Raw genomic sequence first — 18,145 nt, forward strand, 5'->3', positions numbered from 1 at the left:
GGGGCGGGGCAGGGCCACGGTCGAGCGAATTATTCCTTTCGCGGCCGCCGCCTACAATCTCGTACGGCTGCTCAAACTCAGCGCCTTGTCGGCGGCCTGACCGGGCGACACCGCCCCCGGCGCTGCGGACGGGGCTGAACCACCGGCTATAGCCGGTCAGCCGAAACCGTCCAAACGACGGAAATCATCTCCGACGCCGACAAATCAGGACTTCTTCAGCAGCCTGCTAGACCTTATCCCGACGGCGAAGGTCCGAGAAGGGTCAGGCTGTGTGAAAACGTGCTGATCTGATAGGGTAAATCCCGATCTTGGAGGTCGGGATGAAGCGCTTCATCGCAGGTGAGAACCGTCAGCAGATCACGCTGCTTCCCGATTGCCTGGACGACTATATCACCGCCGACAATCCGGTTCGCCTCGTCGAGGTGTTCGTCGATGAGCTCGACCTGACAATGCTCGGCTTTGCGGGCGCCGTGCCGGAGGCCACGGGCCGTCCCGCCTACCATCCGGCGACGTTGCTCAAGATCTATCTCTACGGCTACCTCAACCGCGTTCCGTCGAGCCGGCGGCTCGAACGCGAGAGCCAGCGCAACATCGAGTTGATCTGGCTGACGGGTCGGCTGATGCCCGACTTCAAGACGCTGGCCGACTTCCGTAAGGACAATGGCCCGGCGATTCAGGCCGCCTGCGCGCAATTCGTGGTGCTGTGCCGCCGGCTGGACCTGTTCAGCAAGGCCGTCGTCGCGATCGACGGCAGCAAGTTCAAGGCCGTCAACAACCGCGACAAGAACTTCACCGCCGCCAAGGTCGAAGCTCGGCTGGCGCAGGTCGAGACGAGCATCGGCCGTTACCTCGCGGCGCTGGACCGGGCCGACCGCGCGCCGAGCGACATCGCCGAGGCGCGCACGACGCGGCTCAGGGAGAAGATCGCGGACCTGCGCGAGCAGATGCAGGTTCTCCAGGCGAGAGGCCGGCAGGTCGAGGCTGCGCCCGATCGCCAGGTCTCACTGACCGATCCCGACGCGCGCTCCATGGCGACCAGCGGCAAGGGCACCGGCATGGTCGGCTACAACGTCCAGGCTGCGGTCGATGCCGAGCACCACCTGATCGTGGCCCACGCCGTGACCAACGTCGGGAGCGACCGGGCGCAGCTCGTGCCGATGGGTCTTCTGGCGCAGGCGGCGACAGGATGCGCCACGCTCACGGTGCTGGCCGACCGGGGCTACCTCAACGGGGAACAGGTGCTGGCCTGCGAAGGCACCGGGGTGCTGCCCTGCGTGCCAAAGACCCTGACCTCGGGCCATGCCAAGCGCGGCCTCTTCACGGGACAGGACTTCGTCTACGACGCCGAACAGGATCACTACACCTGTCCCGCCGGCCAGCACCTAATCAAGGGGCTCGCCCGATCCGATCGCCAGGCCGACGGCGAGGAGATGGACCACTGCCGCAACCTGACGGCCTGTCACGATTGCGCGCTCAAGCCCCGCTGCACGCCGGCGGAGACGCGGCGTGTCAAACGCTGGGTGCACGAGGGCGTCCTCGACGCGATGCAGGCGCGGCTCGACCGGATGCCCGACGCGATGAAGATCCGTCGCCAGACCGTCGAGCACCCGTTCGGCACGCTAAAGGCCTGGATGGGAGCGACCCACTTCCTGACCCGGACCTTGGCGAAGGTCAGAACCGAGATGAGCCTGCAGGTTCTGGCCTACAACATGAAGCGGATGATCCAGATCTTCGGGGTCGCTCCGCTGATGGCGGCAATCCGGGCCTGAAGGCCACCGCTTCGCTCTGCGACACTCTCAGGACATTCGCCTTGAACCTGAGGGATCTGCGTTCTCACACTGCCTCGGTGGGAAGCAGTCTGGCCGCTTTCGGCCACGGCGGGGTCTTTAACGGACATAGGTCTTAACGTCGAAGCTTGGCGTCGGCATTTCCGACCCCATCGGCACGTTGGCCATGGCGGCTGCGGTCGACACGGCGCGCTTTGATGGTTGGCGCGCCGCCGCCCAGGGTGCATGCCCCCACGGATTGAACGATGATCGCACGGACCTGCGAACGCCGCAGGATTGACGACGTTATGAGGAGGCACGCCGCTCCTCGCCCGGCTGCGAGGAGTTTTAGCGTATGCCCACAGCCATGACGGACACCCCTAAGCCGCCCGCCCAGGTGCCACCGCCGCTCGTGCCGGGCTTGCGCGGCTTGCTGACCCTCGCGGTGGGTGTCGTGCTGATCGCAGCGCTTTACTTCGGACGCGAGGTGTTCATCCCGCTCGTCTTGGCGGTGCTCCTCAGCTTCGTGCTGGCTCCGGTGGTCAACCTGCTGCGGCGGATCAAGCTCGGGCGCGTCCCCTCAGTCATCGTCGCCGTGCTGCTCGCGCTCGGCGTGATCGGCGGCATCGGCGCTCTCATCGGCACGCAGGTGGCCGGGCTCGCCGGCAACCTGCCGCAGTACCAGGTCACGGTCTCGAAGAAATTCGCCGGCCTGCAGCAGGGCTGGCTTGGCGACGCCAACCGGATCATCGCCAAGTTCAGCCATCAGGTTCACGATGCCACCCAGAAGGCCGACGCCGCGGGCACCACCGCAGCCACTGGCCCCGGCGGCGACACCCCGAAGGCGCAGCTCGTCCGGGTGCAGGAACCCGAGATCTCGCCGCTCGCTCTCGCTGAGAAGGTGCTGGGCCCGATCTTCGAGCCGTTGACGACGGTCGGCATCGTCCTCGTCGTCGTCGTGTTTCTGCTCCTGCAACGCGAGGACCTGCGCAACCGCATGATCCGCCTGTTCGGTTCAAGCGACCTGCATCGCACGACGGTGGCGATGGACGACGCGGCCGGACGGCTCGGGACCTACTTCCTGGCCCAGCTCGGCATGAACGCCGCCTTCGGCATCATCGTCGGGGTCGGGCTGTGGTTCATCGGCGTGCCCAATCCGCTCCTCTGGGGTGTGTTCTCCGCGCTGATGCGCTTTGTGCCGTACATCGGCGCCTTCATCTCCGGCATCCTGCCGGTGGCGCTCGCCGCGGCGGTCGATCCTGGCTGGAACATGGTCATCGCCACCGCGGCCCTGTTCCTGATCGCCGAGCCAGTGTTCGGGCAGGTGATCGAGCCGCTGCTCTACGGGCACTCCACCGGGCTCTCGCCGTTCGCCGTGATCGTCTCGACCCTGTTCTGGGGCTTCCTGTGGGGGCCCATCGGCCTGATCCTGGCGACCCCGTTCACGGTCTGCTTGGTCGTGCTCGGCCGCCACGTCGACAGCCTTGAGTTCCTCGACATCCTGCTGGGCGACCGGCCACCTCTGACCCCTGTCGAGAATTTCATCAACGAATGCTGGCGGGCGACCCGGACGAGGCACGCGACCTCGGCGAGCAGATGCTGAAGGAGCGCTCATTGTCGTCGTACTACGACGAGGTCGCGCTCAAGGGTCTGCAGCTTGCCGCCAACGACTACGCCCGCGACGTGGTCACACCGGCGCAGCTTGAGAACATCCGCGCCTCGGCGCGGTCCCTGGTCGAGGACTTCGAGGACCACCCCGACGTCGAGCCGACCGGCACGGACGCAACGGTCAACCCGAACGACACCCCGACGCTCGCCGAGCGCGCGCATCCGAAGAACGAAGCCGTACCCGGCCAGGCTCCGTCCCGCGAGGCGCTGCCCGAGGCGTGGCGTGGTGAGGCGCCGGTGTTGTGCCTGGCCGGACGAGGCCCCCTCGACGAGGCCTCCTCGGCGATGCTGGCGCAACTCCTGCGCAAACACGGGCTCGGGGCGCGTGTGACGGCCTACCAGTCCGCCTCACGCGAAGGCATCCGCGACCTCGACCTGTCGGGCGTGGCGATGGTGTGCATCTCCTACCTCGACATCACCGGCAACCCGTCGCACCTGCGCTACCTGTTGGAACGACTGAAGCGGCGCGCGCCAGGTATCCCGATACTGGTCGGCCTTTGGCCCATGGGCGAGGGGGTTCTCACCGACGCCGCGCTCGGCCGGCAGGTTGGCGCCGACATTTATGTGTCGTCGTTACGCGGGGCGGTCGAAGCATGCCTTAAGGCTACCGATGGTTCGTCGATGGGCGGTGGGACGTCCATGGCGGCGAACGCGGCATAGTGGCGGAACCGTGCGATAGCTTGACCGTTGTCGGGCCAGCATACGATCAAGCCTCGGATCGCCGCCGTGAAGACAGTCCTCGCCGCCCTCGCGATCGCCGTGCTGGCGGCCTCTCCGACCTTCGCGTCCGGGACGCCCGACCTCGCCCGCGAAGCCGGGAAGCCCGCGACCGTGCAGATGGCCGATGCATCGAACCTCGCCCCGGCGCCCGTCGCTCAAGCCACGTTGACTGAGAAGATCCGCGTCGTCCTCGCCTCGCCCTGCTGCAACTGAAGCTGGCCGGTCTGCTCCCGAGGTCGAATGGTCACGGGCGGCGATTATGGGGCATCCCGTCCGTTGCCCGCCGCAATCGCCCCATAGGCATCCCCGGCCTCGACGGAGCGTGAATCGGTCACCCGTCCAGGCTATGGCGCGGGGCTGCGGGTGTTTCGACGATTTACATGTATCACCCGGTCGTTAGCCATCACCGCGGGATTTGCCGTGCTCTCGGGCCTTGGGGCCTGTGGCGGCCGACCGACCGGCGTGCTGCTGCCCATCGCAGACGCTGCCCCCGTCGCGGGCACGTCGCGCGTCGATATGCTGGTCGCTACCACCCGTAAGTCTACCACTGACCGTGGGGTGTTGTTCTCCGGCGAGCGCGGTGAGGTCGTCACCTATACCGACCTCGCGGTGTCGATCCCGCCAGACGCCACCCGCCAGCCGGGGACCGTGCAGTGGCCGGAACGCCTGCCCGGCAACCCCGCCACCGACTTCGTGGCGCTGCGCGCCGACCCCGTCGACCGCTCGAAGGTCGCGGCCTGGACTGGCAAGGCGGTCCGGGGGCGCGGCAAGCGCCACGTCCTGGTGTTCGTGCATGGGTTCAACAGCAAGTTTGAGGACGCCGTCTTCCGCTTCGCGCAGATCGTGCACGATTCCGGCGCCGAGGTCGCGCCGGTGCTGTTCACCTGGCCATCCCGCGGCTCGGTTCTCGCGTACGGCTATGACCGGGAAAGCACCAACTTCTCGCGCAACGGACTGGAGACGCTGCTGCGCGACCTCGCCAGGGACCCGAACGTCGGCGAGGTCACGGTGCTGGCCCACTCCATGGGCAATTGGCTGACCCTGGAAAGCCTCCGGCAGATGGCGATCCGCGACAAGCGCGTGGCGCCCAAGATAAGGAACGTGATCCTGGCCGCGCCTGACGTCGACATGGACCTCGCGCGGGGCGCCTTCCACGACATGGGCAAGGACCGGCCACGGCTCACCCTGATGGTCTCGGGCGACGACCAGGCGCTCGCCGTTTCGCGCCTCGTCTGGGGTGATAGCGTCCGGCTCGGAGCCATCGACCCGAATGCCGAACCCTACAAGTCGGAGCTGGAGCGCGAGAACATCGGCGTGCTCAACCTGTCTTCGGTGAAGTCCGACGACGCCCTCAATCACGGCAAGTTCGCCTCCGGCGACGTCGTCGCCCTGTTGGGCAAGCGGCTCGCCGACGGCCAGCCGATCTCTGACGGCAAGGTCGGGATCGGGGACAAGCTAGTGAGTACGGCGGCAGGCGCAGCCTCCACGGTGGCCACGGGCGCCGCGCTTGCGGTGGCAGCGCCCGTGGCCCTCGTCGACCCGCAAACCCGCGAAAGCTACGGCGAGCACCTCTCGAACGTCGGCTCGGGCTTTAGGGATACCCTCGGATCGACTGTCGACCTCGCGGGCACACCGGTGCGTGCGGTCACCGGCGCGAGCCGCTGACGCTTAGACACCCTGTGGCTCGCGAGCCGCCCCCGTTCCCTCTGCATCGGCCTGACGGTTGTCGAGTTTGCGCAGCTCGGTGGCGATGTCCTGCAGGCTCGCATCGCCCTTCCGGAATACGCCGTCGGCCTCGGACAGCCTTCCGCGCTCCTCGGCCGTGATGTCCCTGGCGCTGAGCACCACCACCGGGATATCGGCGCAACCCGGCAATGTCCGAAGCCGGTCAAGGAAGGAGAACCCGTCCATCACCGGCATCGTCAGATCAAGCAGGATGAGGCGGGGCAGACCGTGGCGGACCTGGTCGAGGGCCTCGCAGCCGTCGCCGGCCTCGCGGACGGTCCAGCCGTTCCGCTCCAGTGTGCTCCGGAGGCGATGCCGCATGTCGGGGTCATCGTCAACGACGAGGACATCGCCGTCGGCCGCCCGGAATTGGTCCAGAATCGTCTTCAGCCTTGTCCAGTCGACCGGCTTCGGCACGGCCTCGACAGCCCCGAGCGAGGCGCTCAGGGCCGCGTCGGCAACGAAACTCACCATGACCACGGGGATGCCGGCAAGGTCCGGATCGGCCTTGAGGGCGGCGAGCACGGACCACCCATCCATCTCCGGCATCATCACATCGAGCAGGATGGCCCGGGGCTTCAACGACCGCGCGAGGTCGAGACCGGTCCGCCCGTCACCGGCCGTTCGCACGGCGAAGCGCTGGCGTTCGAGGAAGCGGGTCATTAACTCCCGCTGGGAGGCCTCGTCGTCGATGACGAGCACGAGGTCGCCCGAGACCTCACCCGTAACGGGCATCGCCGCCGGTGCCTCCTCGACGGGTTCTTCAGGGACGATCGCCGGAACGCGAAGGGTGAAGCTCGTGCCCTGACCCTCGACGCTCGCGACCGTGATGTCGCCGCCAAGCAGGTTGGCGAAGGCACGGCTCAGCGCAAGCCCGAGGCCGGTCCCGCCGAACTTGCGCGTGGTGGTCTCGTCGGCCTGGGAGAAGCGCTCGAACAGGCGTCCGACCTGCTCCGGGCTCATGCCGATGCCAGTGTCCTCGATCGTGAACCGAAGCCACTCGACGCCGAAGTCCGTCTCGCGACCGGCCCGCAAGGTGATGGTGCCCGCCTCGGTGAACTTGGCTGCGTTCGAGAGCAGGTTGAATAGGCACTGGCGCAGCTTGACCGCATCCGTACGCGCCTTGCCGACGTCGTCGGCGACATCGAGCACGAGGACGTTGCCCTTCTTCCCGACCAGGGCCTCCACGGTGCCGGCGGCGTCGGTGACGAAGGCCGCGACGTCGATGTCCTCGGGGTAGAGGTCCATCTTCTCGGCTTCGACCTTAGAGAGGTCGAGCACGTCGTTGATCAGCCCGAGCAGGTGCTGGGCGTTCGACTTGATCTTGCCGAGGTCGCTGAGCAGGCTCTCCTGGCCGAGCTCCTCGGCCTCCTCCTCCAACATCTCGGAATAGCCGATGACGGCGGAAAGCGGCGTCCGGAGCTCGTGGCTCATGTTGGCGAGGAAGCGGCTCTTGGCGCGGCTATGCTCCTCCGCAGCGTCCCGAGCCTCTTTGAGCGCCACCTCGTAATCGTGTCGTTCCGTGATGTCCTCGTGCACGCCCACCCACTCGCGGATCGTCCCGTTGGGATTGCGGACTGGGCGACCCTTAACCGCGAACAGTCGATACTCGCCAGCCCGGTTCCTGACGCGATGCCGGACCTCGTACCCGCGGTCCGCGGCGACGGCGTCGCGCCACGCCAGCTTCGTCGCCTCGACGTCGTCGGGATGTACGGCGCCTGCCCAGCCGGTGCCTTGGCATTCGGCCTCGGCCTGGCCGGTGAAGGCTTGCCAGTCCAACTGGGGGCCGACCATCGCGCCGCGTGGATCGGCGGTCCAGATGATGTCGCCGACCGCTTCCGCGGCAGCCCGGAAGCGTCCCTCGCTGGCATACAGGTGCCTCTGGACTCGCTGCTGGTCGAACGAGGCTGCGAGCATTCCCATGAACAGGATCGTGAAGGTCGCCCCGGCGACGCAGAGGGCGAGGTATTGCTGGCTCAGGCCGACGCCCGTGGCATGGGCGGCGTGCGCTCCCGCCTCCTCGGCCGTGAAGGTCGCCGCGGCCATGCCGGTGTAGTGCATGCCCGCAACCGCCAACCCCATGATCGCGGCGGCAGCGAGTTTCTGCCAGCCGCTGTTCTGACGGAAGGTCAGCCACAGCGCAGCGGTCGCTGCGACGACGGCGATGGCAACGGACGCGGCGACGACGGGAAGGCTATAAGCCAAGTTGCCCGGGACGTGCATCGCAGCCATGCCGGTGTAGTGCATACCGGCAACGCCGATACCCATCAGGGGGCCGCTGACCGCGATATCGCGCGGCTTGGCATTGCTGCGGCTCACCCAGGCGAAGGCGGCACCCGTGGCCCCGATGGCGATGAGCAGGGACAGGACGGTGATGCCAAGGTCGTAGGCGGCGGGCATGCCCATCTCGAAGGCGAGCATCCCAACGAAGTGCATCGACCAGATGCCGCCGCCCATGGCGAACGAGGCGATGGCGACCCAAGCCCAGCGCATGCCGGAGGTGGCCCCGCGGACGCGACCGCCGAGGTCGAGGGCCGTATAGGAGGCGAACACCGCGATTGCGATGGAGAGCGCGACGAGGGCGGGATCGTACCCGGTGGCAACCATGGAAAGTCCGTGAGGGAGGTAAAGCGTTCGTGCCCATCCCGTCCGGGCGGACCGGATCCTGCGGGAAGATCCAGGACAACGTTCGACATGGCTAACCGGTCAACGGCACCAGGGCCGTTCACGAAGCCGTGCGATGCATTGCTCTACGGCCCCGGATATCGGCCGAGCGTATCAGCGCACGCATCGTCGGGATCATAGACAGGACGTCCACGGCGTCGGATTGAGGAGTCGGTCTTCGTTCGCTCGACGTCTGCTTTGAAGCGTCGCGCACGCAAGACTTTTACGGCGTGGTTGGGTCGGGATCGGAATGGCTGCTCGGGGTGGATTGTTGCCAGTCTGCTTCCAGGTGAGAGATTGGTAAAACGGACACTTATCCATCGGCTTGAGACGAGTAGGGGCGACTGGCGTGGTGAGGCGGATAGGCGAACGAGCGTTGGTTTTAGGCGGCGGCGGTGTCGCCGGCATTGCGTGGATGACCGGGGTCCTGCTTGGCCTTGAAGACGAGAACGTGGACCTGCGGCAGGCCGTCGACGTGCTGATCGGAACCTCCGCGGGCTCGGCCGTCGCGGCGCAGCTTGCAGGCGACGTCGGCCTGGACGATCTTTTCGTGAGACAGGTCGATCCCGCTCGGCAAGTGGCGGAACTTGGACTAAAGCCGCACCTGTTCGAGATCCTCGTCAACGCGCTTCCGATCCTCTTCTCGCTTAACGACCCGGTCGAGCGGAACCGGCGCATCGGCGATTTGGCCGCCAAAACCACCACCGTCGGGGAGGCGGTACGGCGCGAGGTGATTGCCTCTCGGCTGCCGGCGCATGATTGGCCTGCTCGTTCGCTCAAGGTCGTGGCGGTCGACATCAACAGCGGCGAGCCCCGTGTGTTCGACAGGTCGTCCGGGGCAGGGTTAGTCGATGCGGTAGCGGCAAGCTGCGCCCTTCCTGGCATATGGCCGCCGGTGAGCATCGGCGGGAACCGCTATATGGATGGCGGCATCCGCTCGTCGGACAACGCCGACCTCGCCGCCGGATGCGACAGCGTCATCGTGCTGTCGCCGCTCGGTGGAAGCGGGGGGATGATGCCGGGCAGCGAACCGCTCGCGGATCAGGCCGAGGCACTGCGGGCTGGCGGGGCGAGGGTCCTCGTCGTCGAGCCCAGCAAGGCGGCCAAGGCGGCGATGGGACATAACCCGCTATCGCCGGACACGCGCACGCCCACCGCCGAGGCGGGACGCACTCAGGGACGTTCCCTGGCCGCCGAAATGGCTGCGTTCTTGGCGGCCTAGCGTACGCCCAGGCACCGCACCGGACGTCACATACCGGAACGTGCGCTTCGACCCGGGAAGCGTAGTAGAGCTTGCTTTGACGCCCGGATAGACCACGCTGCGGGTCGACCAGCCGCGGTTTCCCAGGGAGCCCGAGGTTACGTCCCGCGCATAGGTTGCGCATAGGACCATGGAGGGATGACGTGTCGGAGCTCGGGCGCTTGCTCGGTAGGGTCAGCCTGAACACATCGGACCCTTTGGTCTATCTCCATACCAGCGAACGCTCCAGTTGGACCGGCGCACTGCTGACGCACATGAAAACCTCCCAGAGGGACAGCGTAGAGGGGTGCTGGAACACGATCATGCTGAGCCATCGACTCAGCGCGGACGACGAGTCCTTTTATATCGACGAACGCGGAGACCGGCACCCCGAGATCGGAAGCATTCGGATTTTGCCTCCCTACGAAGTCATACGGGGCGGGTGGGAAGGCTTCATCGAGACGGTCAATCTATTCCTCGATCCGAGACAGTGCGAGGCGGTACTCGGGCGGCCGCTCGCCGCCGGCAAAGTTTACTTCCACGCAAAACACACTCACAGCGACCCGACCCTGGAAGCCCTACTGAGGGCGTTGCTCATGGATAGCGTGTTCAACGGTCCTAAAAATCCCGCGGTGGGCAACGGCATCATCGCAGCAATCATCCATAGGCTCGATGAGACGCATGAGTCTGTCTCGTCACCAGATCACTATATTGCGCACAACGAACCACAAATACGAAAAGCCAAGGACTTCATAGAAGCGAACATTTCAGCGAAGTTAAGCGTCGACGAGCTGGCAATCTTCGTGGGCTTGAGCACCCGCCATTTCTGCCGATCTTTCAAGTCCGCAACTGGCTCCAGTCCGTATCAGTACATAACCGCTCGAAGACTCGAAAAAGCGAAGGCGCTTATCTTGCAGGGGGATGAAACCCTGCAGGAGGTTGCGATGAAGACCGGGTTCGTGAGGCATGGTAATCTTTCCGCAGCCTTCCAAGCCGCCTTCGGGATCACGCCGTCACAATTTCGCAACAGCTTAAGCTGACTTCCCGGGGCTCGTCCGAATACCGGATTCGGCGTCCGAAATCTGGATAGACAGTATACTGCCGTTTTGTATTCTCCCCTCAATTCAATAAAAATTGGGGAGGAAACATCATGAAGAGCAAGCTGGCCTCGGCGCTGCTGACCTGTAGTGCATTGACCGCCGCTACGCCTGTTTTCGCCCAGATGCTGGACCCGTTGCTTCCCAGTCTGAACACGGCGACGGCACCGACCTTCCCGGCGTCCGTTCCGAATGGCGGTCAGCCCCTCCCGCAGGTTCGAGCAATCACCGGTTTCGGTACGGTCTATGACTTCGGTTCGAGCTCCAGCGACACACGCAGCAGCACGCCGGTCCTTCCAGGCTACGGCACCCGCTGGTCGAACGGCAACGCCATCTTCGTCGAGATGGTGTCGCCACTGATTGGGGCCATCAACCGATCCGGTTCCACAGCCCCACTTGCCTCGCCGACGCCGACAAACTTCGCGCAGGCTGGCAACACTTCGGCCACCACCGCCCCGCAGATCGCTCAGTTCAGCAGCGCGTATGGACGCTTCGCGCCGAACGACATCGCCATCCAGTTCACGGGGATCAACGACTTCAGTGCCGGCAACATCAACGCGGCGACCGTCAATGGCGTTTCGGCCCTCGATGTGACCAACCAGACCCAAAGCGTCCGCCAACTCATCGGCTTGGGTGCCCGGAACGTCGTCGTCCTCAATCTACCGGACTCCAGCACCTTCAACTATTTCACTCGTAACCTGGGGGCGGCCACGAGCGATCCGAACGCACTCCGCCTCGGCAGCCAACTCGTCAATGCCGGCTTGGCAAGTAGCCTCGCGGACCTTCACGCGCAGACGGGCGCTAACATCCACCTCTTCGACACGAACCTGTTGGTCAACCAGATCCGCGCAAACCCATCGGCCTACGGCTTCTCGGCTTTTGGCGTTCAGCCCAACGTCAATTGCGCCAGCTTGCTCGGGCTGACACCGGCTTCCTGCCCGTCGAATGCAAACTTCGCCGTCCAGAACCAGTTCCTGAGCTGGGACGGCATCCACTACACCAACCGCTTCCACGAGGTCCTGACGCAGGCCATCGCCAACCAGTTGATCGCGCCGTACACCATCGCTCCGCAGGCCGAGATCGCCGACGTCACCGCGCGCGCCTTCGGCAACAGCCTGCTCCTGCGCCTCGATGCCTACCGGGCTCAGAACACGCCCTCAATCGTGCCAACCGGCTATACGGCCGATCTTCCGGGCCGTGCCCCGCCACCGGTTCCGATGGCCGTGCTGCTCGGCAATCCCGTCTCGTTGTTCGCCGAAGGTGGGTACGCCAACGGTGGCCGCGACAGCCGTGTGGGCGCTCCCGGGTTCGATTATGATGCGCCGAGCGTCACCGTCGGTGCCGAGTACCGCGCACGTCCGGACCTCCTGCTGGGCGGGGCGTTCAACTTCAGCAGTGCCAGCGTCAACCTGACCAGCCTTGGTCAGATCGGCGCAACCCGGATCGACGTGGATACCTATCAGTTCGCGGGCTTCGCCTCGTTGAACCGGCCGGACTGGTTCGCAGACCTCGTGGTCGGTTACGGCTTCAACGACTTCGTCGTGTCCCGTTCGGGCATCGTCGGAAGGCTGGAGTCCAAACCCGTCGGCAACACGCTGCTCGTCGCTGCAAAGGCCGCATACCTGTTCGATTTTGGCTCCTTCCGGATCGGTCCGGTCGGAACGCTGACCTATGCCCACACGTGGATCGACGCCTACCAAGAGCAAGGGGATCCATTGCTGAACCAGGCGGTTCGCCGCCAGGATACGGATGGGCTGAGCGGGGGCGCCGGCATCCAGGTCCGTCTACCTTTCGCGCTGGGCGGCCGGATCATCAACCCGTTCGTCAACGTGACCGCCGAACACGATTTCCTCGGTCAACTGCGCACGATCACGACGGCCCAGACCTATGTGCTGTCCCTCCCGATCTCGACCTCCATCCGCGGGTATGACGGTGGCACCTACGGCAGGGTGGCCGCTGGCATCAGCTTCGATATCGGCGGCGGCTTGAGTGCCATGGTCAATGGCTCGGCGACGTTCGCGCGTGCAAACGGCGACGAATTCGGCGTTAATGGTGGCTTCCGGTACCGCTTTTAAGTGCAAAACGTCCGCTTCACGGCGCAGAAACGAGGTCCAGTTCCCACCTTTAGCCGAGGTTGCCGGACTGCTGACGAGTGGCTGCTTTTGGGGAGGACCCACAAAGCTTCGGGCGGCCATGTTGGGTCGCAAGCCGAATGACCGCTGAGAGTGGAGGCTGTGTGGAAAGGCGGTTGCGTCGCCAATACATAGAACAAACTTCTACGCAGCAGCTATATCGGCCCGCCAAACGGGTGGCTTGATGCCGGCAGACCACCTATTGAGCTCCTGCACAGCGCGGATGGGAGGATATCATTCTACCGCAATGGATGACTGCCATGTTTTCACGCAGCCTCCACCCAGAACCGCCCTTCCGATGGCGACCCAACCACGCCGTACACACTGGTTTACTGCGGGCGCGTAAACAGACGTTCCTCCCACCGTAGATTCGGTGGCCTCATACTAACCAGGTCCTCACCCGCGACGCGGGCCAGTACCGGCAATAAAAAGTACGACGGCGGCGCGGCGACGCTTCTCCTGCGCTTCCGGGTCGACGTCGATGCCGTAGAGCGCGAGCCGGGAACTGCGACCGATGACGAGGTTCAGGAACAGGTCGGCGGCAATCTCTGCATCGTCGACCTCGACCTGCCCTTGCGCCGCTAATACCTCCAAGAGGCGTGCGACCGCAGATACGGCACGTAGCCATCCCTCCTCATAGGCGAGCCGCGCCAAGTCGGGGAACTGGATGGCCTGAGCGACGATGCAGCGCGTCAGCGCGGCCGATCCCGGCGTCTGGATATGGACGAGCAAGGTCCTGCTCAAGGCGTCCAGCACCGCCTCGGCGTTCCCTGGCTCCGCCTGCAGCGCCTGAACCTCGGCCGCGGTGGAGAGGGGCGCGATCCACTCTCGGATGCGTTCCTCTAGCACCGCCATGAACAGGGCGCGCTTGTCACGGTAGCGTGCGTACAGGGTCGGTTTGCTCACCCCGGCCGCCTGCGCAACCGCGTCGATGGAGGTGCCGTCGAAGCCGTGCTCCATGAACAGCCGTGCCGCCGTCGCGACCATGTGGGCTTCCCGACGCGCAGCCTCCTCCCGTGTCGGACGACCACCGGCACCGCGCTTTGACGTCGCTTCCCGATCCGCAATTCCTGCCGCGCCCATGGCGTTACTCCTTGCCTCGGCTGACCGAGCCATGTATCTATCCTTTACCGTATCGTATTGATGTTGGCTACCGTCATGAACGTCCGACCCAGCGACCTTCCCCAGGCGGGCGGAACGTCCGCTCCCGGCAACGCGCCGGCCGTCGCCGCGACTCAAGTGACCATGCCGCCGCCCGTGCCCGCATTGGCCGCACCAGTTCGGAAGCGCCGCAAGGCTCGTCTGATCCTTCCCCTGGCCCTCCTCGCCACCCTTGGCGGAGGTGGAAGCTACGGATGGCACTGGTGGACGGTCGGCCGGTTTCTGGAGACGACCGAGGACGCCTACCTGCAGGCCGACAAGGTGACCATTGCGCCGCGCATCGCCGGCCACGTCGCCGAGGTGCTGGTCGGTGACAACGAACGGGTCAAGCCCGGCGATGTCATCGCCCGCCTCGACGACCGGGAGTACCGGATCGCGCTCAAGCAGGCCGAGGCCGACGTCGAGAAGAGCCGGGCCCAGGTGCTCGGAACCGCAGCCGCCATCATGCAGCAGCAGGCGCAGGTCGAATCCGCGAAGGCCGAGGTCGAGAACACAGATGCAGCCCTCGATTTCGCCGGTAAGGAGTACACGCGCTACCAGAACCTGCTGCAGACCGGCTCCGGCACGGCGCAGCGCCAGCAACAGGCGGACGCGGACCTTCGGCAGAAGCGGGCCGCGCACAACAAAGCCGTCGCCTCCCTCGACGCCGCCAGGAAGCAGGTCGAGAGCCTGAAGGCACTGGAGGGCAGCGCAAAGGCCAGCCTGGAAGGCGCCCAAGCGAAGGTCGAGCAAGCCCATCTCAACCTGACCTATACGACCGTCACCGCGCCCATCGAAGGCGTCGTCGGCGACCGCTCGCTGCGCGTCGGGCAGTTCGTCTCGGCCGGTACGGGTTTGCTTACCGTGGTGCCCATGGGCCGCGACATCTACCTCGTGGCGAACTTTAAGGAGACGCAGACCGGGCAGATGGTCGAGGGCCAGCACGTCACCTTCACCGTCGACGCGCTGGGCGACCACGAGTTCGAGGGGCGGGTCGAGAGCTTCTCCCCCGGCACGGGCGCGCAGTTCGCCCTCCTTCCCCCGGAGAACGCGACCGGCAACTTCACCAAGGTGGTGCAGCGCGTTCCCGTTCGGGTCGCCCTCGATGCGTCCGACCCGATGCTCGCTCGCCTGCGCGCCGGACTGTCGGTCGAGGCGACGGTCCACACCCGTGACGCTATCGAGCCTGTGACGCCGCGCAGCAACCGGCCCGCTCACGCCCTTGTCAGCGAGGCGCTGCCGCGATGAGCGCTCCTGCTGCGGCGGTGTCCGTCATGCCCGAGGCGACGGCGAGCGCCCGCGACTGGCTCGCGGTGTTCGGCGCAATCCTGGGCGCGTTCACCGCCATCCTCGACATCCAGATCACCAACGCCTCGCTCGCCGACATCCAGGGCGCGCTCGGCGCCTCGACCGAGGAGGGCAGCTGGATCTCGACCGCCTACCTCATGGCCGAAATCATCGTGATCCCGCTCACCGGCTGGCTCTCCTCAGTGATCGGTCTGCGCCGCTATCTCTCCGTGAACACGTTGCTGTTCACCGGCTTCTCCCTGGCCTGCGCGCTCTCGACCTCGCTCCCGCAGATGATCCTGTTCCGGGCCGGCCAGGGCTTCACCGGCGGCGTGCTGATCCCGACCGCCATCGTCATCGTGCGCACGCGCCTGCCGAAGAGCCAGCAGCCCATCGGCATCGCGCTGTTCGGGCTGACCGCGACCTTCGCGCCGGCCATCGGCCCAACGGTCGGCGGCTGGCTCACCGACAACCTTTCCTGGCACTACATCTTCTATCTGAACCTAATCTTCGGTCCGCTCGCCGCCGCGATCCAGCTCGGCGCCTTCGACAACGTGCCGGCGCGCTGGGCCGAACTCCTCAAGGGCGACTGGATTGGCATAAGCTTGATGGCCACTGGCCTGCCGGCCCTGACCTACGTGCTGGAAGAGGGGCAGCGGAAGGACTGGTTCGGGTCCCCCATCATCGTGCAGGTCAGCCTCGTCGCGGCGGCCGGCATCAGCGGCTTCATCGTGCGGGAGTTGATGGCCGAGAAGCCCTTCATCAACCTGCGAGTGCTGGCCAACCGCTCGGTCGGCGGCTCCTGTGTGCTGATGACGGTGCTGGGCGCCGTCTCATTCGGATCGATCTACATCATCCCAGTCTACTGCGCGCAGATCCAGGGCTACAACGCCCAGCAGATCGGCTACGTGGTGATGTGGTCGGGTCTGCCGCAGCTTGTCCTGTTCCCGATGATGCCCCTCCTCATGCGGGTCGTGGACGCGCGGCTGCTGGTGGTGACCGGCACGCTTTTCTTCATCGCGAGCTGCTGGATCAACGTTGGGCTGACGCACGATGTCGGCGCCGACCAGCTCATCCTGCCGCAGCTGATGCGAGCCATCGGCCAGCCGCTCTTCACCATCCCGCTTTCGCAGCTCTCGACGGCGGGCCTGGCACCTCGCGACACGGCGGATGCCTCGGCGCTATCGAACATGATGCGCAATCTCGGAGGCTCGATCGGCATCGCCATGCTGTCGACGATGATCGACCGGCGCGAGCACATGCACTTCTCGGTGCTGGCCGAGGCGATCACAGTAAACGCCTCGCGGACTCAGGAGCGGATCACGGCCCTGGCCGCCGGCCTGCACGGGCACATCGCCGATCAGGCAGCAGCGAAGGGCTCCGCCATCGGCATGCTGGCCGCCCAGGTCCGGCGCGAGGCCTACGTCATGGCCTATGCCGACGGCTTCTACCTCGTCGGCGTCAGCCTCGTTCTGAGCCTTGCCGTGGTCGCCATCCTCAAGAAACCACAGCGGTCCTCGGGTCCCGTCGAGGCTCACTAATACTAAGTCTCTTTGAGGCGGACTCACGCTTGGTAGCGGTGCGGAGGGGGCTGTGATTCTGTCCTCGGGTTTGAAGCCTGGGAGGATGGGATGGCCGCTCCCGTGCCATTACGGCCGGACTATGATGCCGAGGCCCTGCGTGTCCTGGCGAAGAGTTCGCGCGATCCGGATCAGACCCGCCGCCTGCTGGCTCTGTCAGCGATCTATGCAGGCGGCTCGCGCTCTGAGGCGGCCGCTCTCGGCGGGGTCGGGCTTCAGACGGTGCGGGACTGGGTGCTCGCCTTGAACGCCGATGGGCCAGATGGGCTCATCGGCGGCAAGGCTCCCGGTGCCCGCCCGCGGTTGAACGCGGATCTGCGTGCCGTGCTGAAGGCCCTGGTCGAGCAAGGTCCGGTGCCAGCTGCGCACGGGGTCGTGCGTTGGCGGTTGATCGATCTGGCTCAGATCCTGTTCGAGGACCACGGGGTCTCGGTCTCCGAGCAGACGCTGAGCCGGGTTCTGCGGAGCATGGGCTACCGGAAGCTCTCAGCCCGTCCCCAACATCACGCTCAAGATCAGGACGCCATCCCTGCTTTTAAAAAGCCTTCCCCGCTCGCTTGGCAGAGATCGCGCGGGCTACGGGTGGCAAGCCGATAGAGGTTTGGTTCTGCGACGAGGCCCGGGTCGGGCAGAAGAACACCATCACGCGCCGCTGGGCACGCCGGGGTACACGGCCTTCAGCCCCGAAGGACCAGCGCACCGCCTCCGCCTACCTCTTCGGCGCAATCTGCCCGGCTCGTGGCACGGGGGCCGGGCTCGTCATGCCTCGCTGCACCACCGAGGCGATGAACCTGCACCTAGCCGAGATTGCCGGGGTCGTTGCCCCCGGCGCGCACGCCGTGTTGCTGCTCGATCAGGCGGGCTGGCACATGACCAAGAAGCTCGTGATCCCTGCCAACATCACCCTGCTGCCGCTGCCAGCCCGCTCGCCCGAACTGAACCCGGTCGAGAACCTCTGGCAGTTCATCCGCGAGAACTGGCTCGGCAATCGGATCTTTGCTTCATACCAAGCCATCCTCGACCACTGCTGCGACGCCTGGAACAAGCTCATCGACCAGCCCTGGCGCATCATGTCCATCGGCCTGCGCGCATGGGCCCATGAGTTCTGATCAATGGGAGTTGGTAT

Annotated in this window: 10 protein-coding genes and 2 pseudogenes; 10 read left to right on the forward strand and 2 right to left on the reverse strand. The window is 65.7% G+C overall.

Annotation, left to right across the window (positions count from 1 at the left end; all coding sequences use genetic code 11):
- Positions 1 to 320 precede the first annotated feature (320 nt).
- The 4 genes and pseudogenes from MKK84_RS31735 (at position 321) to MKK84_RS31750 (ending at position 5,819) form a co-directional block, all read left to right on the forward strand.
- Positions 321 to 1,769, forward strand: coding sequence for an IS1182 family transposase (locus MKK84_RS31735; RefSeq protein ID WP_243926443.1), 1,449 nt, complete (start codon positions 321 to 323; stop codon positions 1,767 to 1,769).
- A 352-nt stretch (positions 1,770 to 2,121) separates the two neighbouring features.
- A pseudogene (locus tag MKK84_RS31740) lies at positions 2,122 to 4,094 on the forward strand (AI-2E family transporter).
- Between the two features lie 66 nt (positions 4,095 to 4,160).
- Positions 4,161 to 4,367 carry a hypothetical protein gene (locus tag MKK84_RS31745; RefSeq protein WP_243926445.1) on the forward strand — a complete coding sequence of 69 codons (207 nt, stop codon included), beginning with the start codon at positions 4,161 to 4,163 and terminating at the stop codon, positions 4,365 to 4,367.
- A 207-nt stretch (positions 4,368 to 4,574) separates the two neighbouring features.
- Positions 4,575 to 5,819 (forward strand): alpha/beta hydrolase, encoded by a 1,245-nt coding sequence (locus tag MKK84_RS31750; protein ID WP_243926447.1) that lies wholly within the window; start codon positions 4,575 to 4,577, stop codon positions 5,817 to 5,819.
- A 3-nt stretch (positions 5,820 to 5,822) separates the two neighbouring features.
- Here the strand turns inward: MKK84_RS31750 and MKK84_RS31755 are convergent, their stop codons facing one another.
- Positions 5,823 to 8,486, reverse strand: coding sequence for an MHYT domain-containing protein (locus MKK84_RS31755; RefSeq protein ID WP_243926449.1), 2,664 nt, complete (start codon positions 8,484 to 8,486; stop codon positions 5,823 to 5,825).
- A gap of 409 nt (positions 8,487 to 8,895) precedes the next feature.
- On the opposite strand from MKK84_RS31755, the gene MKK84_RS31760 reads away from it, so the two are divergent.
- The 3 genes from MKK84_RS31760 to MKK84_RS31770 all read left to right on the forward strand — a co-directional run bounded on the left by MKK84_RS31760 (position 8,896) and on the right by MKK84_RS31770 (position 12,955).
- The gene (locus tag MKK84_RS31760) at positions 8,896 to 9,765 is read left to right on the forward strand and encodes a patatin-like phospholipase family protein (protein WP_313899387.1); all 870 of its coding nucleotides are present in this window, start codon (positions 8,896 to 8,898) and stop codon (positions 9,763 to 9,765) included.
- Between the two features lie 182 nt (positions 9,766 to 9,947).
- Positions 9,948 to 10,823: a helix-turn-helix domain-containing protein gene (locus tag MKK84_RS35770; RefSeq protein WP_243926454.1), complete on the forward strand. Its 876-nt coding sequence runs from the start codon at positions 9,948 to 9,950 to the stop codon at positions 10,821 to 10,823.
- Positions 10,824 to 10,933: 110 nt separating this feature from the next.
- A complete protein-coding gene (locus MKK84_RS31770; RefSeq protein WP_243926456.1) occupies positions 10,934 to 12,955 on the forward strand; it encodes an autotransporter domain-containing protein in 2,022 nt (673 codons plus the stop codon).
- 453 nt (positions 12,956 to 13,408) lie between these two features.
- Here the strand turns inward: MKK84_RS31770 and MKK84_RS31775 are convergent, their stop codons facing one another.
- A complete protein-coding gene (locus MKK84_RS31775; protein ID WP_243926458.1) occupies positions 13,409 to 13,999 on the reverse strand; it encodes a TetR/AcrR family transcriptional regulator in 591 nt (196 codons plus the stop codon).
- Positions 14,000 to 14,170: 171 nt separating this feature from the next.
- Between MKK84_RS31775 and MKK84_RS31780 the strand changes: the two genes are divergently transcribed.
- From MKK84_RS31780 to MKK84_RS31790, 3 genes and pseudogenes are all read left to right on the forward strand, one after another.
- Entirely contained in the window at positions 14,171 to 15,400 is a 1,230-nt protein-coding gene (locus tag MKK84_RS31780; protein WP_243926460.1) for an HlyD family secretion protein, read from the forward strand.
- Complete coding sequence (locus MKK84_RS31785) at positions 15,397 to 16,980, forward strand: DHA2 family efflux MFS transporter permease subunit (protein ID WP_243926462.1); 1,584 nt, start codon at positions 15,397 to 15,399, stop codon at positions 16,978 to 16,980. The genes MKK84_RS31780 and MKK84_RS31785 overlap by 4 nt, the downstream gene beginning before the upstream one ends.
- 52 nt (positions 16,981 to 17,032) lie before the next feature.
- Positions 17,033 to 18,128, forward strand: a pseudogene (locus MKK84_RS31790) (IS630 family transposase).
- The last annotated feature ends 17 nt before the right edge of the window (positions 18,129 to 18,145 follow it).

The sequence above is a fragment of the Methylobacterium sp. E-065 genome, assembly GCF_022829605.1.
Taxonomy (GTDB): domain Bacteria; phylum Pseudomonadota; class Alphaproteobacteria; order Rhizobiales; family Beijerinckiaceae; genus Methylobacterium.